Genomic DNA, 19,389 nt, shown 5'->3' with positions numbered 1-19,389 from the left:
ACGCAACTGCTCCGGTACCTGTCCGGCAATCGGGCGTTTGCCCTATCTTTGGGTCAGGGGTGCTGAGGATGCCTCGACTGACCGGCGACGCCGCAGCGGCGCTCTTCGTCACGACTGCGACCGCGAGCGGTCGCGCGTTCGATGCCGATGCGGACGCCGCCGACATCGCCACGCTGTGCGAGCTGCTCGAGTACTGGCCCCCCGCGATCGAGCTCGCCGCCCACCGCACGGCCGCACTGTCGCTGCCCGACCTCATCGGCGCCCTGCGCGACCGCCCGGTGGCAGAGGTGCTCGACGCGCCCGGGCGCGATCCAGACCGGGCGACCGTCCGCGCAGACGTCGTCCACAGCCTCGACGGCCTGAGCGCGACCGAGCTCGGCCTCGCCGAGCGCTTGGCCGGGTTCGTGGACTGGTGCACGCTCGCCGAGCTCTCCGACGCGGTCCCTGCCAGAGTCGTCGGCGGCCTCCCGGGTCTCGTCGATCGCGACCTCGTCGATGCCGACCGGGCTGCCCCCGAGACGCTCTTCCGCCTGCGCCGACCGCATCGCGAACTGCTCGAGGAACGCGGCGCAGGCCCGGGCGCCGACCATCTCGCCGCGCTGCGCGCCTGCGCGCGCGATGCGTCCGCCGCGCTCCTGATCGGCCTCGCCGACGACGCGTCTGCCGAGCACTGGCACGCGGTCCTCGCCCGCCGCGAGCGCGATCTCCGCGCGGCCGCATGGCGACTCGCCGGTGACGGCGCCGAGGCGACGACCGCTGCCGACCCGGCGACGGGAGCCGGTGAGCTGGTGCTCGCCCTGTCGATGCACGGTGCCGAGTACGGAGGCCTGAACGCCGACGGCGGGCTGCTCGATCTGGTCGTCGAGGGAATGGACTGGGACGCGCTCGGCGCCACGGGCGCTCCCGCGCGACTGCTGCTGCTCCTCGAGGCGTATCGGCTCCGCCGTCGCTTCGAGTCGGTCGATCCCGGAACCGACGCCGACGCGATCGCCGCCGACCTGCGGGCGCTCGTCGACGCCGCCGCCGAGCTCGGCGATGTCGACGTCAGTCTCGAATGCCTGTCGCAGTCGATCGGTTCGGCGAGGACGATCGGTCATCTCGACCAGGCCCGGGCACACGCCGACCAGGCGATCGCGCTCGCGACACGGCACGGCCGCCCGATCGCGCTCGCCCATTTCGAGCTCCTCGCGGCGATGATCGCGCACGTCGAGGGCCGTTTCGACGAGGCTGGGCGGCTCGCCGCGCGCGCGTACAGCGTGGCCCGTCGCCACGACCTGCTCCTGCCGGCCGTACAGTCGGCGCTCATGTTCCATCAATTGCCCGCCGGCACGGCGAACGTGCCGGCGATCCGGCCCTCGGCGCAGGATCTCGCGCTCCTCGTCGACCGGTTGCCGCGCCGTCGATCGCTGCTCGGCCCCGCCTACGGCGTCGCGGCGCAATGCCTCCTCGAGCACGACCCGGCGACGGCGGCGCGGACCACGGCCGCGGGCCTGCGCGCCGCAGCGGCGATCGGGCTGCCCGCAGGCCTCGGCATCGGCGTGATGACCACCGTCGTGATCGCGGCGGTCGGCGGTGAACCGCAGCTCGCCGCCCGGCTGCACGGGGCGATCGCGGATCACGCCGAGCTGGTGCGGCGGGCGATCATCGGCGCCAATCGCGCGCTCTACGACGCCACGATCGAACAGGTGCGCGCCGTACTCGGCGACGAAGCGTTCGCCCGCGCCTGCGGCGAGGGGGCGGCGTGGAGCTGGGCGCGCATCACGAAGGAGTCCCTGGACTTCGCCGACGCGACGGCGAACCCGCAGCCGCCCGAGCAGACCCTGCTCACGCCGCGACAGTTCGAGATCCTCGTACTGCTCGCCGCCGGCATGAGCAACAAAGAGATCTCCGAGCGGCTCGTCGTCGCGCCGAAGACGACGATGCACCACACCTCGAACATCTACCGGCGCCTCGGGGTGCGCGGGCGTGGCGAGGCCGTCGCGTGGGGACGCCGGGCCGGGCTCATCTGACGGCCCGCCCCGTCACTCGCCAGCCCCAGTTGCCAGAAGATGCGCTTCGCGCCGCGGTTTCCGACACTTTCCGGCGACTCGCGGAGGTCGGCGGTCGAACGGCCGGCTCAGCGGGCCGCGCCGATGCGGCGCGACAGCTCCCCCGCGGCCGCACGGACGGCGCCGGTGATCTCCTCGGCTCGCGCCGCGGCATCCGAGTCGGCCCGGTAGGTGACCGCGATCGCCGCGGCCGGCCAGCCGACGTGGTCGAGCACGGCCACGCCCACCGAGGCGAGGCCCTCGGTGACCTCGCCGTCCTCGCCGGCGAACCCCGCCTCGCGCACGCCGTGCAGCACCTGCTTGAGCAGCGAGTACCGCCACGTGCCGGATGCCTCGGGGTCGCCGCGCCACGCGAACGCCGCCCGGTCGGGGTAGAGCGCGCGCAACTGCGCCGGCGGCAGCGCCGCGAGCATCGCGCGGCCGGTCGCGGTGAGGTGCGCCGGGAGGCGCACGCCCACGTCGGTGACGAGCGAGGGGCGACGGGGCGCCCGCTCCTCGACCAGGTAGAGCACGTCGCGCCCGTGCAGCACGGCGAGGTGCCCGCTCTCGCCGATGCGGTCGACGAGCGACGCGACGAGCGGGCCGCCGAGCCGGGCGAGCGGCTGCTGCCGGCTGAAGCCGCTCGACAGCTCGAACGCGGCGATGCCGAGGCCGTAGCGCCGCTCCTCGGGCAGGTGCACGACGAAGCCGCGCTCCTGCATGACGGCGAGCAGGTGGTAGACGGTCGAGCGCGGCAGTTCGAGCGCCTGGGCGATGGTCGCGGCGGGCACCGGGCCGCGTTGCGACGCCAGATGGGCGAGGATCGCGAGCGTCTGGTCGGCGGCCGGCACCTTCGAAGTCGCCATGCGCCCAGCGTATCGTCCGGGATGCCAGACAGCCACCCTCGATCGGGCCTCCCGCGCGCGTCGTCCCCGTTGTGGAATATGAGCATGAGCAGCAACGCGTCCTCGACCCCCACCGCCGTCACCGTCGGCATCGCCGGCCTGAGCATCGACGACGTCGTCGCGGTCGCCCGCCACGGTGCCCCCGTCGTGCTCGACCCGGCCGCCCTCGCCGAGGTGGCCGCGAGCCGCGAGATCATCGACGGCCTCGCCGCCGACCCGAACCCGCACTACGGCATCTCGACGGGCTTCGGTGCGCTCGCCACGACCTTCATCGCCGCCGACCGCCGCGCCCAGCTGCAGGCGAGCCTCGTGCGCTCGCACGCCGCGGGCTCGGGCGCCGAGGTCGAGCGCGAGGTCGTGCGCGCCCTCATGCTGCTCCGCCTCTCGACCCTCATGACCGGCCGCACGGGCGTGCGCCGCGAGACCGCGGAGACGTACGCGGCGATCCTCAACGCGGGCATCACCCCCGTCGTGCGGGAGTACGGCTCGCTCGGCTGCTCGGGCGACCTCGCCCCGCTCGCCCACTGCGCGCTCGTCGCGATGGGCGAGGGCGACGTGCGCGACGCGTCGGGCGAGCTCGTGGATGCCTCGGCAGCGCTCTCGGCGGCGGGCATCGCCCCCCTCCACCTCGGCGAGAAGGAGGGCCTCGCCCTCATCAACGGCACCGACGGCATGCTCGGCATGCTCGCCCTCGCCATCACCGACCTCAAGATGCTCCTCACCACGGCCGACATCTCAGCTTCGATGAGCGTCGAGGGCCTCATGGGCACCGACGCCGTGTTCGCGGCCGACCTGCAGGCCCTCCGCCCGCAGCGCGGCCAGGCGATCTCGGCGTCGAACTTCCGCAAGCTCCTCGCCGACTCGCCGATCGTGCACTCGCACAAGGGTCCCGAAGACGGCCGCGTGCAGGACGCCTACTCGCTGCGCTGCGCCCCGATCGTGCACGGCGCCGCACGCGACACCGTCGCGCACGCGGTCGGCGTCGCCGAGGCCGAGCTCGCGAGCGCCGTCGACAACCCCGTGCTCACGAAGGACGGCCGGGTCGAGTCGAACGGCAACTTCCACGGCGCCCCCGTCGCCTACGTGCTCGACTTCCTCGCGATCGCCGCGGCGGATGTCGCGTCGATGTCGGAGCGCCGCACCGACCGCTTCCTCGACCGGGCGCGCAACCAGGGGCTGCCGCCCTTCCTCGCGCACGAGGTCGGCGTCGACTCGGGCCTCATGATCGCGCAGTACACCGCGGCGGGCATCGTCTCGGAGATGAAGCGCCTCGCGGTGCCGAGCTCGGTCGACTCGATCCCCTCGTCGGCCATGCAGGAGGACCATGTGTCGATGGGCTGGGCAGCGGCTCGCAAGCTGCGCCGCGCCGTCGACGGCCTCGCCCGCGTGCTCGCGATCGAGGTCATGACGGCCGCCCGCGGCCTCGCCCTGCGCGCTCCGCTCGAGCCGGGCGCCCCGACCGGCGCGGTCATCGCGCTCACCGAGTCGCTCGGTGCGGGCCCGGGCCCCGACCGCTTCCTCTCGCCCGAGATCGAAGCCATCGCCGCCGCGGTGGCGAGCGGCCGCGTCGCGGCCGAGGCGGCGTCGGTCGCCGGTCACCTCGACTGACCGGAGTCCCCGCCGACGCCGGAGGGCCGGCGCGGTCGCATCAGTTCCGGATGCAGCCGCGTCGGCCCGTTCTGCGTTCGCCCGCATGCCCGGCCCTTCAGGCGGCCCTCGTCGGTTCAGGACCGGTGCGGCGACGCGCCGTCACCGCTGCAAGGAGGGGATGAAAACGTCGCCCGCGCCCGCGCTCCGCCCTGAGAAGGGTGCGAAGTCTCCCCCGAAGAGGGCACGAAGCTTGTGAACTGACCGGTTGTGCCCCACCCGGACGGATGCGAGACTGGGGTTCGTCGGCCCCGAAACCGACGACCGGACGGAACCCTGATGCCCCACCGCTTCGCCTTGATCCAGCACGACCCGCTTCGCGCGCGACGTACGCGCCCCAGCGGTACTGCGATCGCGGCCGCCGCGGTGGCGGTGCTGATCGGGGTCGGGGGCATGACCCCGGCGATCGCCGAAGAGGCGGCTCCGGTCGAGGCGACCAGCACGACCACCGACGCGACGGGCACCGACGCCACGGGCACCGACGCGACCGGTACCGCCGACGCGACGAGCACGGTCGAGGCGACGACCGACACGACCGCGGCGGAGGGCGACCCGGCGAGCGATCCCGCGCCGGCCGATGGCGGCACGACCGAGACCGGCGACGGCACGAGCGGGGGCGACACCGGGGCGACCGACGGCGAGGGAACGCCGACGGACGACCCGACCACCACGCCCACTCCCACGCCGACGCCGACCCCCGAGCCGACGCCCACCCCGACGCCGACTCCCACGCCCACCCCGACGCCGACTCCCACTCCGACGCCGACTCCCACTCCCACTCCCACTCCGACGCCGACGCCCACTCCGACCGACACGCCGACGCCGACCGGCACGCCGACGCCGACGACTCCCACGACCGGCGCCCCGACGACGTCGCCGCGCGCGCCCGTCGTGCTCATCGGCGACGGACCGTTCGCCCGCATCTCGAGCGGGGTCGACTCGAGCGTCGGTCCGATGCTGCAGGCACGGGCGAAGCTCGACCGGGCGGTCGCCGCGCTCCGCGACGCAGAGGCCGACCTCGCCGCGGTCCGCTCCACGCGCGAGGTCGCGCGCGGCATCGCCGAGCACATGCAGTCGCTCGCCGAGCAGGCGCGCGAGAAGGCCGACGCCGCGGCGGCCGTATACGTCGCGGCGTCGAAGGGCGGCAACGCCTCGCTGAACTCCATGGAGGCCGCGTTCGGCTCGGGGCACGACCTGCTCGCCGGGCTCGGCGGCGTCGCCCGCGTCAGCGAGATCGCCGGCGACACCGAACAGCTGCTCGAGATCACCGCGAAGCGCGACGCCGAAGCCGATGCCGCGCAGGAACGCGCCGACGAGGCCTGGGCCGACGTCGAGGCGATCGACGTCGAGGCGGCCGAGCGCAAGGTCGAGCGGGCGCAAGACGCCGTCACCGCTGCGCGAGCCGCGCTCTCCGGCCTGAAGACGCGCGTCGCGTCGTCGAGCGTCGCGTTCATCGAGACGCTGCCGACGGACTCGGGCCAGCTGAGCGACCAGGGCTGGTCGCTGCCGGTCACGGGCAACCTCACCGACGGGTTCGGCCCCCGCCCCGACAAGCCGTTGGCGGGCGTCAACGACTTCCACCGCGGCACCGACCTCGCGACGGGCTGCCGCAACCCCGTCTACGCGGCGACGAGCGGCACGGTCGTCGAGGCCCGCGCGAACGGCACGTACGGCAACTGGGTGCTCATCGACCACGGGTCGGGCATCTCGACCGGGTACGCGCACCTCATCGACGGCGGCATCCTCGTGACCCCCGGCCAGAAGGTCGAAGCAGGCGAGCTCATCGGTGCCGTCGGCTCGACCGGCGCATCGACCGGTTGCCACCTGCACTTCGAGGTGCGCATCGACGGCAGCGCGGTCGACGCGATCCCGTTCATGGCCGCACGCGGCATCGAACTCGGCTGATCCTCGGGCTTCGGTCGTCGAGGCCGGCCACGCAGGCTCGCCGACGGCGTCGACCGGCGACAGCGCCGCGCGTCCGAGAGCCGCACGACCGGGCCCGCGGCATCCCGCACCACCGAACAGCCCCCGGGCCGACCAGGCCCGGGGGCTGTTCCCATCCCGCACGCCGGCCCCCGCCGACGGCGAGGCCTTCACGCCGTCGCGAGCGCCTCCGTCGGCGAGAGCCGGGACGCCCGGATGGCCGGGTAGAGCCCCGCGACCACGCCGACGACGACGGTCGCGAGCAACCCGCCGACCGAGGCCCAGATCGGCACGAGCGTCGGCCAGCCCTGCAGCAGCGAGTACACGGTCGTCGCGACTACGCCGACGATCACCCCGGCCGCCCCGCCGACGAGCGCGAGCAGCAGCGACTCGGTGAGGAACTGCGCGCGGATGTGCCCGCGCGTCGCACCGAGCGATCGGCGCAGGCCGATCTCACCACGGCGTTCGAGCACCGAGATCACCATCGTGTTCGCGACGCCGACGCCGCCGACGAGCAGGGCCACCGCCCCGAGCCCGACGAGCAGCCCCGTGAACGCCTGGTCGGCCGCCGCCCGCGCCACGAGCGCATCGGAGGGGCGCGAGACCTGCACCTCGTTGGGACTCGTCGGGTTCGCGGTCGCGGCGAGCACGTCGCGCACGGCGTCGACGGCGTCCTCGTCGGTGCGCACCGTGACGGCCGTCGGGTGCCCGTCGAAGTCGAGCAGCGCCTCGGCGACCGGCCAGCCGATGAGCGCCGCGGTGTCGAGCTCGGTCGCGAGCGGCACGGGCGCGAGGATTCCCGCGACCGTGAACCACTCGCCGCCGATGAGCACCCGCACGTCGGCGCCGGCCCGGTCGATGCCGAGCAGCTCGGCGGCGGCCGACCCGAGCACGACGACCGGATGGCGCTCGGTCGCGGCGTTGAGCCAGTCGCCGTCGGCCAGTTCGGCGCCGACGGTCTCGGGCATGTCGAGGTCGACGGCGTAGGTGGCGATGCCGCCCGACTCGTTCGGGTCGATGAACTCGTTGCGGTACACCTTCGCCTCGACGGTTCCGAGCGCCGAGACGTCGGTCACCGGTCCGATGCGCTCGATCATCGCGGGCGCCTCGTCGGGCAGCGTGGCGGCCTCGCCGAAGAGGTCGTTGCCCGGCGCCACGGCCAGGAGGTTGGTGCCGAGCCGGTCGAGCTGCCGCTCGAGCTCGGCGCGGCTCGAGCTCGAGATGCCGACGACCGCGATCATCGCGGCGATGCCGATCGCGATGCCGAGGGCCGACAGCACGACCCGCAGGGGCCGTGCCCGCAGCCCCGCGCCGCCGACGCGGAGCACGTCGCCCGCGCGCAGGCGCGCGGGTGCGGGCAGCTCCGCGGGTGACCGCGGTTCCGCGGGTGCGGGCGGCACCTTCCGGCCGGATGCCTCGGGCGCACGCCGGCTCACGGCTGCACCTCCCCGTCGCGCAGGGCGATGCGTCGCCGCGCCCGGGCCGCGATGTCGTGGTCGTGCGTGATCACGACGACGGTCGTGCCCTCGCGGTTGAGTCCCTCGAGCAGGCCCATCACCTCGCCGCCGGAGGCCGAGTCGAGATTGCCCGTCGGCTCGTCGGCGAGCACGATGCCAGGGCGCCCCGCGATCGCACGGGCGACCGCCACGCGCTGGCGCTCACCGCCCGACAGCTCGTGCGGACGATGGCGCAGCCGGTGCCCGAGGCCGACGCGTTCGAGCGCCTCCCCCGCCAGCTCACGCCGCTTCGCGGTGCCGACGCCCTGGTAGAGCAGGCCCTCGGCGACGTTGTCGATCGCGGGCACGCCGGCCGCCAGGTGGAACTGCTGGAAGACGAACCCGATGCGGTGCGCCCGCAGGCCCGACAGCTGCCGGTCGGTGAGTTGCGCGGTGTCGTGGCCGTCGACCCGCACGACGCCCTCGGTCGGGCGGTCGAGCGTGCCGATGAGTTGCAGCAGGGTCGACTTGCCCGACCCCGAGGGCCCGACGATCGCCGTGAACTCGCCCGCGTCGATCGAGAGGCTCGCGCCACGGAGCGCGGTGACGCCGTCGTACGACTTGCCGACGGCCTGAAGCTCGACGATCGCGCTCACGACGCCACCACCACCGTGTCGCCCTCGGCGATGCCGGCGCCGGCGACCTCGACCCGCCCGTCGGCGAACAGCCCCGTCTCGACGCCGACGAGCTCGGTGCCGTCGCCGCGCACGACCTCGACGGCGTAGCCGCCCTCGGCGAGCGCGAGCAGCGCCGTCACGGGCACGCTGAGCACGCCCTCGCGGGTCTCGGCGGTGAAGGCCACCTCGGCGGTAGACCCGCCGGCCGCACCGACGGCGGCCGGGTCGTCGGGGGTCGCGGTGACCCGGAGCGCGGTCGTGTCGCCGTTGCCCATGGGCGGGTCCTCACCGGGGATCACGACGGTCTCGACCGAGGTGACCGTGGCGGGGAACGTCGTTCCGTCGGGCAGCGCGACCTCGACGACCGCGCCGACGACTGCGTATGCGGCATCCGTCTCGTCGAGGTCGACCTGCACGACGCGGTCGGTGCTCGCGGTCGTGAGCACCTCGCCTGCGGCCGCGTCGCCGACGGCGGCCGCGACCGAGGTCACCTGCACCGATCCGCCCGCGTAGTGGATGCGCGACGGCTCGACCGTGCCGGTCTCGTCGACGCCGAGCGCCTCCTGCCAGTCCTCGACCGCGTCGGCGGTGGCCCACGTGTAGTCGTCGTCGACGTCGAAGCCCGTGTAGCCGAGCGCGGCGAGGTTCTCCTCGAACTGGCGCACGTCGGCGCCCGAGGTTCCCGGCGCGAGCACCCGGTAGGCGGGCATCGCCCCGACGAGCAGCACGACGGGTGCGTCGTCGACCCGGTAGAGCTGACCGCCGCGCTCGACGACGGCGCCGGCCGCGGGCAGCCACGTGAGGGTGCCGCCGTCGGCGCGCAGCACGGTCTCGCCCGCGTTCGCGAGCTCGCCCGATTCCGTCGTCGTCGCGATGAGGTCGCCCCGCGTGACCTCGCCCGTCTCGGGGGCGGCCGGCGCGGGCGTCGCGGCGGCCGGGGCGAACCCGAACCCGCTCGCGGCCGCCGCGGTCACTCCCACGCCCGCCACGGCGAGCAGGCCGAGCCCGATCCAGCCGAGTCGTGCCCGCGTGCTCACGACTCGCCGCCTTCGCTCGTCGCCGGCCCGCCGTCTTCGCCCTTGGGCTTCGGCATCGACTCGCCGCACTTCTCCTGGGCTTCGCGGAACTCGTCGCTCTCGGGGTCGAAACCCATGTCCGAGTCGATCCGGAGGCCGCCGTCGGCGCTCGGGTCGGGGAATCCCTCGATGCCCTCGTCGCGCATGCACTCGGAGAACTCGCGCATCTGGGCGAGCTGCTCGGCGTTCGGCTTCGGCATCTCGCCGCCGTTCGGCATGAACTCCTTGCAGGCCTCCATCGCCGCGTCGACCTCGTCGGGATCGGATCCCTCGGGGATCGCGATCGCGAACCCGCCGTCCTCGGTGTCGGGGTCGGGCATGTCGATGCCGTGCTCGCGCATGCACTCGGCGAACGCCACCTGGTCGCCGTCGCCCCCGCCGCCGCCGTCACCGTCGTCGCCGCCCGGTGGCGACGACTGCTGCGCCTGCGGGTCGCCGTCGAGCGAGGCGACCCCCGACGCCGCGGGTGTGCAGCCGGCCAGTGCCAGCGCGGCCGCGAGGGCGATGACGACCGAGAGGGATGCCTCCCGCCGATGTGTGCGGAACATGTCGAGTCCTTTCGTGTGGGCGTGTCAGCGGTCGCTGTGCACGCAGGCCGCCTGGGCGGCGAGGTAGTCGGGGGCGGTCGGATCGATCGGGCTCCCGGGCGGGATGTCGATGACGCCGTCGGGACGCGGATCTGGGTAGTCGTCGACCCCGTGCTCGCGCATGCACTCGGCGAGCTCCCGCAGCCGTGCGAGCTGCTCGGGGTCGTGCTCGGGCGGGGCGCCGGCGCCCGGCATGAAGCGGGCGCAGGCGGCGAGCGCCTCGTCGACCTCCTCGATGGGCACGCCCTCGGGGTACCGGTACGTGAACGAATGTCCGTCCTGCGTCGGCATCGGGATCGGCACCCCCTGCTCGGCCATGCACTCGCTGAGGCCGCGGGGGTCGCCGTCGAGATCGAGCGCCGGTTCGGTCGTCGACGCGAGGCCGGCGATGCCCGGGGCATCCGGGTCGTCGAGCGACGCGACCGACGGCGGCGCGTCGGCCGTGCACCCGGCGAGCAGGAGTGCCGCGGTGACGACGAGCACGCCGAGCATCGGGGTCGCGAGCCGGCTGGGGCGAGGCATCCGAGGTCCTTCCGTCGAGCGGGGCCGCCGCGGCCCCGGGTCTGCCCAGCACACCCCAGCCGCCGTTTCCCGGTCGTGACCGTGCGCGCTAACGCCCCGGTAACGCGCCGACCGGCGACAATGGGCAGATGCGCATCCTGGTCGCGGAGGACGAGCCGCTGCTCGCCGGTGCCGTCGCCGAGTGGCTGCGGAACGCGGCGCACGCGGTCGACGTGGTCGGCGACGGCGGCAGCGCGCTCGAACGGGTCGACGTCAACGACTACGACCTCGTCGTGCTCGACCGCGACCTGCCCGTCGTGCACGGCGACGACGTGTGCCGCCACATCGCCGCCGCCGAGATGCCGACGCGCGTGCTCATGCTCACCGCGGCCGGCACGGTCGACGACCGGGTGGCGGGCCTCGCGATGGGCGCCGACGACTACCTGCCGAAGCCGTTCGCGTTCGCCGAGCTCGGCGCGCGCGTCGAGGCGCTCGGCCGGCGTTCTCGGCCCGCCGCGCCGCCCGTGCTCGAGCGCGCCGGCGTGCGGGTCGACACCCACCACCGCGAGGTCGTGTGCCACGGCCGGTACGTGCCGCTGTCGAAGAAGGAGTTCGCGGTGCTCGTCGAGCTGCTGCGCGCCGACGGCGCATACGTGTCCGCCGAGCAGCTGCTCGAGAAGGCGTGGGACGAGAACATCGACCCGTTCACGGGCGTCGTGCGCATCACCATCCTGAAGCTGCGCCGCAAGCTCGGCGATGCCTCGATCATCGAGACCGAGGCCGGCGTGGGGTATCGCATCCGATGAGACGGTTCCGGCTCACCCTGCGCGCCCGGCTGACGGTCGTCTACGGCCTGCTGTTCCTCGTCGCGGGCCTCGTGATGCTCGTGCTCACCTGGGCGCTCGTGCAGCAACGGCTCATCGGCGACGCGTCGATCGTGAGCAGTTCCTACTGCTGCACCGCACCGGGCGAGGAGGCGCCCTCGTTCGACCCGGCCGCGCCGACGCCGCCCGCCGGCGCCGAGCAGAACTACCTGTACACGGTGAAGATCGTGGGCGCGGCGCGCGACGAGGCGCTCGGCGCCCTCATCACCCAGGGCGCGATCGCGGTCGTCGTGGTCGGCGCGATCGCGGCATGGATGGGCTGGCTCGTCGCCGGGCGCATGCTGCGCCCGCTCTCGACGATCACCGAGACCGCGCGCCGCATCGCCGACGCGCCCGACGCCGACCGCCGCATGCACGAGCGCATCAACCTCACGGGTCCGCGCGACGAGGTCACCGAGCTCGCCGAGACGTTCGACGGCATGCTCGCGCGCCTCGACACCGCGTTCGACGCGCAGCGGCGGTTCATCGCGAACGCCTCGCACGAGCTGCGCACGCCGCTGACCCTCAATCGGGCCCTCATCGAGGTCGCCGCCGAGCGGCCCGACGCCTCGCCCGACCTGAAGCTCCTCGGCGAGACCCTGCTCGAGGTGAACGCGCGGCACGAACGGCTCATCGACGGGCTGCTGCTGCTCGCCCGCTCCGAGCGCGAGCTCGGCGAACGGCGGTTCGTCGATCTCGCCGACGTCGCCGAGCACGTGGTCGACGAGGTGCGGGCTCGCACGACGGGCGACCCCGCTGCCCCGCCGATCGAGCTCATCGCCGACGAGGCCCCGACGGCGGGCGACCCGGTGCTGCTCGAGCAGCTCGTGCGCAACCTCGTCGACAACGCGGTGCGGCACAACCTCGCCGCCGACGGGTGGGTGCGGGTGACGACGCGCACGGATGCCTCGGGCAGGGCCCTGCTCGAGGTGACGAACACCGGCCGGCCGATCGCCCCGTACGAGCTCGACCGCCTGGTCGAGCCCTTCCGCCGGCTCGACGGCGAGCGCACGGGCAACGGCTCGGGCGCCGGGCTCGGCCTCTCGATCGTGCGGGCGATCGTCGAGGCCCACGACGGCGAACTCGCCCTCGTGACCCGGCCGGGCGGCGGGCTCGTCGTGACCGTGCGCCTTCCCGGCGAGTCGTACGCCACCACGGGCTAGTTCTGGGATCCCAGACGCCCGCCCCGCGGCATCCGTTGTCGCAGTGCCGCACGTGCGCGACCATCGAATCATGACCGACGCAACGACCACCACGCGCACCGTCCGCGCGCCTCGCGGCACCGAGCTCTCCGCGAAGAGCTGGCAGACCGAGGCGCCGCTGCGCATGCTCATGAACAACCTCGACCCCGAGGTCGCCGAACACCCCGAGGACCTCGTCGTCTACGGCGGCACGGGCAAGGCCGCCCGCAACTGGGAGGCGTTCGACGCCATCACGAAGACGCTCGAGCGCCTCGAGGCCGACGAGACCCTGCTCGTGCAGTCGGGCAAGCCCGTCGGCGTCTTCCGCACCAACGTGTGGGCCCCCCGCGTGCTCATCGCGAACTCGAACCTCGTCGGCGACTGGGCGACGTGGCCCGAGTTCCGCCGCCTCGAGGCCGAGGGCCTCACGATGTACGGCCAGATGACCGCCGGCTCGTGGATCTACATCGGCTCGCAGGGCATCCTGCAGGGCACCTACGAGACCTTCGCGGCCGTGGGCGAGAAGCTCAAGCGCGAGGGGCGCGGCAGCGCGCTCGGCGGTGCGGCGGCTCGCGACGGCGAGGGTCCCCTCGCCGGCACGCTGACCCTCACCGGCGGCTGCGGCGGCATGGGCGGTGCCCAGCCCCTCGCCGTCACCCTCAACGACGGCGCCTGCCTCATCGTCGACGTCGACGAGACGCGCCTGCGCCGACGCGCCGGCAAGCGCTACCTCGACGAGGTCGAGACCGACCTCGACACCGCGATCGCCAAGGTGCTGAAGGCCAAGGAGGAGCGCCGCGGCTGGTCGGTCGGCTACGTCGGCAACGCCGCCGAGGTCTTCCCCGAGATCCTGCGCCGCCACCGCGCGGGCGAGCTGACCGTCGACGTCGTCACCGACCAGACGAGCGCGCACGACCCGCTCGCCTACCTGCCCGAGGGCATCTCGGTCGCCGACTGGAAGCAGGCCGCGCAGGACGACCCCGAGGGCTTCACCCGCAAGGCGCAGACGTCGATGGCGCACCACGTGCAGGCCATGGTCGAGTTCCAGGACGCCGGCGCCGAGGTCTTCGACTACGGCAACTCGATCCGCGACGAGGCGCGCAAGGGCGGCTACGACCGCGCGTTCGAGTTCCCGGGCTTCGTGCCGGCGTACATCCGTCCCCTGTTCTGCGAGGGCCTCGGGCCGTTCCGCTGGGTCGCGCTCTCGGGCGACCCCGAGGACATCCGCGTCACCGACGAGGCGATCAAGGAGCTGTTCCCCGAGAACGCGCACCTGCACAAGTGGCTCGACGCCGCCGCCGAGCGCGTGGAGTTCGAGGGCCTGCCCGCCCGCATCTGCTGGCTCGGCTACGGCGAGCGCCACAAGGCCGGCCTGCTCTTCAACCGGCTCGTCGCCGAAGGCAAGGTGAAGGCGCCGATCGTGATCGGCCGCGACCACCTCGACTCGGGCTCGGTCGCCTCGCCGTACCGCGAGACCGAGGCCATGAAGGACGGCTCCGACGCGATCGCCGACTGGCCCCTCCTCAACGCCCTCACCGCCGCGTCGTCGGGCGCGACCTGGGTGTCGATCCACCACGGCGGCGGCGTCGGCATCGGCCGCTCGATCCACGCGGGCCAGGTCTCCGTCGCCGACGGCACCGAGCTCGCCGCGGCGAAGCTCACGGCGCTGCTCACGAACGACCCCGGCATGGGCGTGATCCGTCACGTCGACGCCGGCTACGAGCGGGCGATCGAGGTCGCGCGCGAGCGCGGCGTCGACGTGCCGATGCTCGAGGGCTGAGCGGCTCCTCCTCCGCTCCCCTCCTCCGTCGAGTGGGCGATCCCAGCGCATCGCACCGCGATCGCGCCGCCGAGATCGCCCGCTCGATTGAGAGACTCGAACTCAGCACGACGATCGAAAGGCGACCAGGATGCCTCGGGCCACGCTCATCACGAACATCGGCGAGCTCGTCACCAATGACGAGCAGCCCGGCCGCGAGGGCGGCCCCCTCGGCATCGTGCGCGACGCCGCAGTGCTCGTCGAGCACGGCGAAGTGACCTGGGTCGGCGCCGCCGCCGATGCATCCGCCCACACGCCCGAGTCGGGCGTCGAGCTCGTCGACGCGGGCGGGCGCGCCGTCATCCCAGGCTTCGTCGACAGCCACACGCACCTCGTGTTCGGCGGCGACCGCGCCGAGGAGTTCGCCGCCCGCATGGCCGGGCGCCGTTACGAGGCGGGCGGCATCAGGTCGACCGTCGCCGCCACCCGCGCCGCGACCGACGACGAGCTGCGCGCCCGGCTCACGGGCTTCGTCGCCGAGCTGCACGCGCAGGGCACGACGACGTTCGAGGTGAAGTCGGGCTACGGGCTCAGCGTCGCCGACGAGGAGCGCCTCGTACGCCTCGCCCGCGAGGTCACCTCAGAGGTCACCTTCCTCGGTGCGCACGTCGTGCCGTTCGAGTTCCGCGAGGACCCGCGCTTCGACGGCGACCCCGTCGCGGCGGGCGATGCCTACGTCGACGTCGTCATCGGCGAGATGCTCGACGCGTGCGCGCCGCACTCGCGCTGGATCGACGCCTTCTGCGAGCGGGGCGCGTTCTCGCCCGAACAGTCGCGCCGGGTGCTCGAGGCCGGACGCGACGCCGGGCTCGGCATCCGCGTGCACGGCAACCAGCTCGGCGAGGGCGGCGGCGTCCGCCTCGCGGTCGAGCTCGGCGCCGCCTCGGTCGACCACTGCACCTTCCTGAGCGACGAGGATGTCGCGGCGCTTGCCTCGTCCGACACCGTCGCGACGCTCCTGCCGGGCGTCGAGTTCTCGACCCGGCAGCCGTACCCCGATGCGCGCAGGCTCATCGAGGCCGGGGTGACGGTGGCGCTCGCGAGCGACTGCAACCCGGGGTCGTGCTTCACGAGCTCGATGCCGTTCTGCATCGCGGTCGCAGTGCGTGACATGAACATGACCCCTGCCGAGGCGCTCTGGGCCTCGACGGCCGCCGGTGCGAAGGCGTTGCGCCGTTCCGACGTCGGCGCGCTCCGCCCAGGCATGCGCGCCGACCTCGTCGAGCTCGACGCCCCCAGCTACCTGCACCTCGCATACCGCCCCGGCGTGCCCATCGTGCGCCGTGTCTGGGCCGCCGGCGCACCGATCGCCTGAGCCGCGCCGGCGGGCCCGGCGCGTCGGCGCGAGTCATCCCGGCCGTCGACCGCTCGCCGGATCGCGCGGGCACCCCGATGTCAGCGGAGCTGGCCCTTGGGCGTGTCGACCGCTGCCAGGTCGCCCGTGCCCTCGATGAGCTCGGCCCATGAGTCGACGTCGACCAGGCACTCGACGACCGCGCACGTCGGCAGCTCGACCCACTCGCCGGTGAGCTCGCCGACGGCGTCGCTCATGCCCGGATTGTGTCCGACGAGCATCGCCGTGCCGATGGCGTCGTCGAGCCCCGAGGCGATGTTCAGGATGCGGGACGCCGTCGCCCCGTAGAGCCGGTCGTCCTCGACGACGTGGTCGTCGCCGATGCCGAGGGTCCGTGCGAGGAGCCGAGCGGTGCTGCGAGCGCGCACGGCGGTGCTCGTCACGATGCGGTCGGGGTTCACGCCCCGCTCGGCGAGGCGGTGCCCCATCGCCGGGGCGTCGCGCAGGCCGCGTTCGTTGAGCGGACGGTCGTGGTCCTCGAGCAACGGGTCTCCCCAGTCCGACTTGGCATGTCGCACGAGGTAGAGCGTCTTCATGCGTCGTCCCTTCCTGCCGTGGTGATCTCGATCGCGCCGGTGCCGGTGAAGTTGACGAAGCGGCGGCCGTCGCCCTCGACGAGGCTGAGCAGCACGGCGCCGCAGCCTCGGCAGCGGGCGACGCTGCCCGCGCCGCTGCGGTAGACGAGGGCGGTCGCGAGCTCGGCGACGGCCCCGCAGCCGTTGCAGCGCGCCCGCGCCGTCGTCGGGTCGAACGCGAACACCTCGGCGAGCGGGCCCGCGAGCAGATTGCCGTCGAAGTGCTGCATCAGGTTCCTCCGTAACGCTCGGTGCGGATGGCCGCCTGGTCGTGGCCGAGCTCGATCAACCACGCGGCGACGCGCTCGACGAACCCGGTCGACCCGCACACGTAGACGATCGGCGCGGCATCGGCCCCGATCACCGCGGCCGCCAGGCGCTCGCGCGTGATCCGGCCGACGGGGCCGCCCGAGCCGTCGGGGGCGCTCCGCGTGTAGACGAACTCGACCTCGAGCGGCGCCGGCCCGCGCCGCGCCGCCTCGAGCTCGGCGGCGAAGAAGACGTCGTCGGGCGTGCGCACCGAGTAGAGCAGGCGGAACGGCGTGGCATCGCCCGCGTCGGCATGCGCGCGGGCGATGGCGACGAGCGGGACGACGCCCGAACCGCCCGCGATGAGCTGCACGGGTCGCCCGACCGCGCCGGAGGCCGGGGGCCGCCAGACGAAGAACGCACCGAGCGGGCCGTGCACCTCGAGCCGGTCGCCGGCGCGCAGTTCGTCGACGAGGAACGGAGAGACCTCGCCGTCGGGCAGCCGATCCACCGCGAGCACCACCCGCTCGCCGTCGCCCGACGAGGCGATCGAGTACGAGCGGGTCGCGGTGTACCCGTCGGGGGCGGTGAGGCGCACGTCGAGGTGCTGGCCGGCGAGGTTGCCCGGCCAGCCCACGACGTCGAGCGAGATGCGCGCGGCCGTGGGCGTCTCGCGCCGCGTCTCGGTGACCTCGGCGACGTGCCACGCGGTGCGGGGCGCCGCCTGGAGCTGCTGCACCTCGCTCACCAGTAGCGCTCCTCCTTCCACGGGTCGCCGTGGAGGTGGTAGCCGTTCTGCTCCCAGAATCCGGGGTCGTCGGTGGGCATGAGCTCGAGCCCGCGCACCCATTTCGCGCTCTTCCAGAAGTACAGGTGCGGCACGAGCAGCCGGGCCGGGCCGCCGTGCTCGGGGTCCAACGGCTCGCCGTCGAACTCGAAGGCCACCCAGGCCCTGCCGCCGAGCAGCTCCTCGAGGGGCACGTTCGTCGTGTAGCCGCCGTAGCTGTGCGCCATCACGTAGTCGTACTCGGTCTCGACCTCGGCGAACAGGGTGTCGAGCGAGACACCGCGCCAGTTCGTGCCGAGCTTCGACCAGTGCGTGACGCAATGGATGTCGGTCGTGACATCCTCGATCTCGAGCTGCATGAACTCGTCCCAGCTCCACCGCCGGCCGCCGTGTTCGGTGCGGATCGTGAACTCCCAGTCGGCGGTGTCGACCTCGGGGGTCGGCCCGGCCGACAGCACCGGGAAGTCGTGCACGAGCGTCTGCCCCGGCGGCAGCCGATCGTCGCGCTCTCGGCTGCGGCCGGTGAAGCCCCGGGTGATGAACGACATCGCGACTCCCTTCGAGGGAACCGCCGCCCGCGCGGCGGTCGAGTACAGGCTCAGCCTGTCACTCCTCGGCGCGACGCGCTACGGCCGGATGTCGGGCGACGCCGGCCCGCTCAGCGCGAGGCCACGCCGGCGAGGAACTCGAGCACGCAGAGCGCCGTGAGCCGCACCGTGCGGCCGTCGGGTGCGTCGGCGCTCGCGTCGACCTCGGCGAGGTCGGCGCTGACGACGCGGGCATCGCCGCCCGCGGCGCGCACGAGGGCGCGCAGCTCCCACGCGGCGAGTCCGCCGGGCATCGACGCGGGGCATCCGGGCACGACCGAGCGGTCGCAGGCGTCGACGTCGATGTCGAGGTGCACCGGGCCGCCCGCGGCGCCGGCGATCTCGAGCGCCTCGGCCATGACATCGGCGGGCCGGCGGCCGTGCAGTTCGTCGCGGTGGACGACGGTGATGCCGAGCTCGGCGGCGCGGCGTGCGTACACGGCGGAGTTCGCGAAGTCGGCGATGCCGATCTGCACGATGCGTCGCGGATCGAGGCCCGCCTCGACGAGGCGGCGCACGGGCGACCCGTTCGAGACGCCGTCGCGCAGGTCGTAGTGCGCATCGATCGTGATGAGGCCGGCGGTGTCGAGCCGGTCGCCGTAGGCGCCGAGCGCGGTCGCGACCGTCACCGAGTTGTCGCCGCCGAGCGCCATGACGGTCTCGGCGCGCTCGAGCAGTTCGGCGACCCGGGCGCGCGTGCGCGTCTCCCCCTCGGGGCCGTCGGGCTCGACGATGTCGCCGGCGTCGACGACGGCCTGCTCACCGAGGTCGACGGCGTCGCGGCCCTCCTGCCGGCTCGGCACGAGCGCCGGGCTGTATCGGCGCAGCGCCTGGCGAACGGCGGCGGGGGTCGTGTGCGCGTCGGTCGGCGAGAGCGAGGTGCGCCACGCCGGCACGCCGAGCAGGGCGAGGCGAGCGGATGCCTCGGGCGCGAGCGACTCGGGCGCGGGCCAGTCTCCCGCGCGGGGCCAGAGGGGATCGTTCGAGAGTGCGACGTCGGCCATGCCCCCACGCTACGAGTCGGCCGCGTCCGCGCCCAGCCCTCGCGCGGTCACGCCGTCTGTCATCCCAGACGGCCCGGCCGCAGGGCGGGAGGCCCGACCCGTCGGGAAGACGCGCACGCCGGCGGGGCGATGCGCCCCTCGAGCCCCGTCGTCGAGCGCCCGTCGCTCCCAGCCTCGAGACGGGACGAGCG

General features: G+C 74.0%; 18 protein-coding genes. 7 read left to right on the top strand and 11 right to left on the bottom strand.

Going from position 1 to position 19,389, the window contains the following annotated elements; translation table 11 throughout:
• The first annotated feature begins 68 nt into the window (after positions 1-68).
• On the top strand, positions 69-2,009 hold the full coding sequence (locus tag LR269_RS05495; RefSeq protein ID WP_231429763.1) for a LuxR C-terminal-related transcriptional regulator: 1,941 nt from the start codon (positions 69-71) through the stop codon (positions 2,007-2,009).
• A 107-nt stretch (positions 2,010-2,116) separates the two neighbouring features.
• Here LR269_RS05495 and LR269_RS05490 read toward each other — a convergent pair whose 3' ends face one another.
• A complete protein-coding gene (locus LR269_RS05490; RefSeq protein WP_231429762.1) occupies positions 2,117-2,893 on the bottom strand; it encodes an IclR family transcriptional regulator in 777 nt (258 codons plus the stop codon).
• Positions 2,894-2,977: 84 nt separating this feature from the next.
• Here LR269_RS05490 and hutH point away from each other — a divergent pair, with 84 nt between their 5' ends.
• Both hutH and LR269_RS05480 read left to right on the top strand, forming a co-directional pair.
• On the top strand, positions 2,978-4,540 hold the full coding sequence (hutH, locus tag LR269_RS05485; protein WP_231429761.1) for a histidine ammonia-lyase: 1,563 nt from the start codon (positions 2,978-2,980) through the stop codon (positions 4,538-4,540).
• Positions 4,541-4,972: 432 nt separating this feature from the next.
• Positions 4,973-6,484, top strand: coding sequence for a M23 family metallopeptidase (locus tag LR269_RS05480; protein WP_231429760.1), 1,512 nt, complete (start codon positions 4,973-4,975; stop codon positions 6,482-6,484).
• 188 nt (positions 6,485-6,672) lie between these two features.
• Here LR269_RS05480 and LR269_RS05475 read toward each other — a convergent pair whose 3' ends face one another.
• Genes LR269_RS05475 through LR269_RS05455 form a run of 5 tightly spaced genes read right to left on the bottom strand, consistent with a single transcriptional unit; the run spans position 6,673 to position 10,800 of the window.
• Positions 6,673-7,938 carry an ABC transporter permease gene (locus LR269_RS05475; protein ID WP_231429759.1) on the bottom strand — a complete coding sequence of 422 codons (1,266 nt, stop codon included), beginning with the start codon at positions 7,936-7,938 and terminating at the stop codon, positions 6,673-6,675.
• Positions 7,935-8,594, bottom strand: a complete 660-nt coding sequence (locus LR269_RS05470) for an ABC transporter ATP-binding protein (RefSeq protein ID WP_231429758.1) — start codon at positions 8,592-8,594, stop codon at positions 7,935-7,937. Before LR269_RS05470 ends, LR269_RS05475 begins: the two co-directional genes overlap by 4 nt.
• The gene (locus LR269_RS05465) at positions 8,591-9,652 is read right to left on the bottom strand and encodes a peptidoglycan-binding protein (RefSeq protein WP_231429757.1); all 1,062 of its coding nucleotides are present in this window, start codon (positions 9,650-9,652) and stop codon (positions 8,591-8,593) included. Before LR269_RS05465 ends, LR269_RS05470 begins: the two co-directional genes overlap by 4 nt.
• Positions 9,649-10,239, bottom strand: coding sequence for a hypothetical protein (locus LR269_RS05460; RefSeq protein WP_231429756.1), 591 nt, complete (start codon positions 10,237-10,239; stop codon positions 9,649-9,651). Before LR269_RS05460 ends, LR269_RS05465 begins: the two co-directional genes overlap by 4 nt.
• Positions 10,240-10,263: 24 nt before the next feature.
• Complete coding sequence (locus LR269_RS05455; protein ID WP_231429755.1) at positions 10,264-10,800, bottom strand: hypothetical protein; 537 nt, start codon at positions 10,798-10,800, stop codon at positions 10,264-10,266.
• Between the two features lie 128 nt (positions 10,801-10,928).
• Between LR269_RS05455 and LR269_RS05450 the strand changes: the two genes are divergently transcribed.
• The 4 genes from LR269_RS05450 (at position 10,929) to hutI (ending at position 15,957) form a co-directional block, all read left to right on the top strand.
• Complete coding sequence (locus tag LR269_RS05450) at positions 10,929-11,585, top strand: response regulator transcription factor (RefSeq protein ID WP_231429754.1); 657 nt, start codon at positions 10,929-10,931, stop codon at positions 11,583-11,585.
• Positions 11,582-12,805 carry a HAMP domain-containing sensor histidine kinase gene (locus LR269_RS05445; protein WP_231429753.1) on the top strand — a complete coding sequence of 408 codons (1,224 nt, stop codon included), beginning with the start codon at positions 11,582-11,584 and terminating at the stop codon, positions 12,803-12,805. Before LR269_RS05450 ends, LR269_RS05445 begins: the two co-directional genes overlap by 4 nt.
• Positions 12,806-12,875: 70 nt before the next feature.
• A complete protein-coding gene (locus LR269_RS05440) occupies positions 12,876-14,603 on the top strand; it encodes a urocanate hydratase (RefSeq protein WP_231429752.1) in 1,728 nt (575 codons plus the stop codon).
• 130 nt (positions 14,604-14,733) lie between these two features.
• Positions 14,734-15,957, top strand: a complete 1,224-nt coding sequence (hutI, locus tag LR269_RS05435) for an imidazolonepropionase (protein ID WP_231429751.1) — start codon at positions 14,734-14,736, stop codon at positions 15,955-15,957.
• A gap of 80 nt (positions 15,958-16,037) precedes the next feature.
• On the opposite strand, the gene LR269_RS05430 is transcribed toward hutI, so the two are convergent.
• The 5 genes from LR269_RS05430 to LR269_RS05410 all read right to left on the bottom strand — a co-directional run bounded on the left by LR269_RS05430 (position 16,038) and on the right by LR269_RS05410 (position 19,198).
• Positions 16,038-16,532: a histidine phosphatase family protein gene (locus tag LR269_RS05430; protein WP_231429750.1), complete on the bottom strand. Its 495-nt coding sequence runs from the start codon at positions 16,530-16,532 to the stop codon at positions 16,038-16,040.
• The gene (locus tag LR269_RS05425) at positions 16,529-16,801 is read right to left on the bottom strand and encodes a DUF6510 family protein (RefSeq protein ID WP_231429749.1); all 273 of its coding nucleotides are present in this window, start codon (positions 16,799-16,801) and stop codon (positions 16,529-16,531) included. The genes LR269_RS05430 and LR269_RS05425 overlap by 4 nt, the downstream gene beginning before the upstream one ends.
• Positions 16,801-17,568, bottom strand: coding sequence for a ferredoxin reductase (locus LR269_RS05420; protein ID WP_231429748.1), 768 nt, complete (start codon positions 17,566-17,568; stop codon positions 16,801-16,803). The genes LR269_RS05425 and LR269_RS05420 overlap by 1 nt, the downstream gene beginning before the upstream one ends.
• Positions 17,565-18,155, bottom strand: coding sequence for a sulfite oxidase-like oxidoreductase (locus LR269_RS05415; protein ID WP_231429747.1), 591 nt, complete (start codon positions 18,153-18,155; stop codon positions 17,565-17,567). Before LR269_RS05415 ends, LR269_RS05420 begins: the two co-directional genes overlap by 4 nt.
• A 110-nt stretch (positions 18,156-18,265) precedes the next feature.
• Positions 18,266-19,198: an arginase family protein gene (locus LR269_RS05410; protein WP_231429746.1), complete on the bottom strand. Its 933-nt coding sequence runs from the start codon at positions 19,196-19,198 to the stop codon at positions 18,266-18,268.
• Between the last annotated feature and the right edge of the window lie 191 nt (positions 19,199-19,389).

This window comes from Agromyces sp. S2-1-8, assembly GCF_021129215.1.
Classification (GTDB): domain Bacteria; phylum Actinomycetota; class Actinomycetes; order Actinomycetales; family Microbacteriaceae; genus Agromyces; species Agromyces chromiiresistens.
Note: the sequence above shows the minus strand (reverse complement) of the source record. Positions and strands in the feature narration are given on the sequence as shown.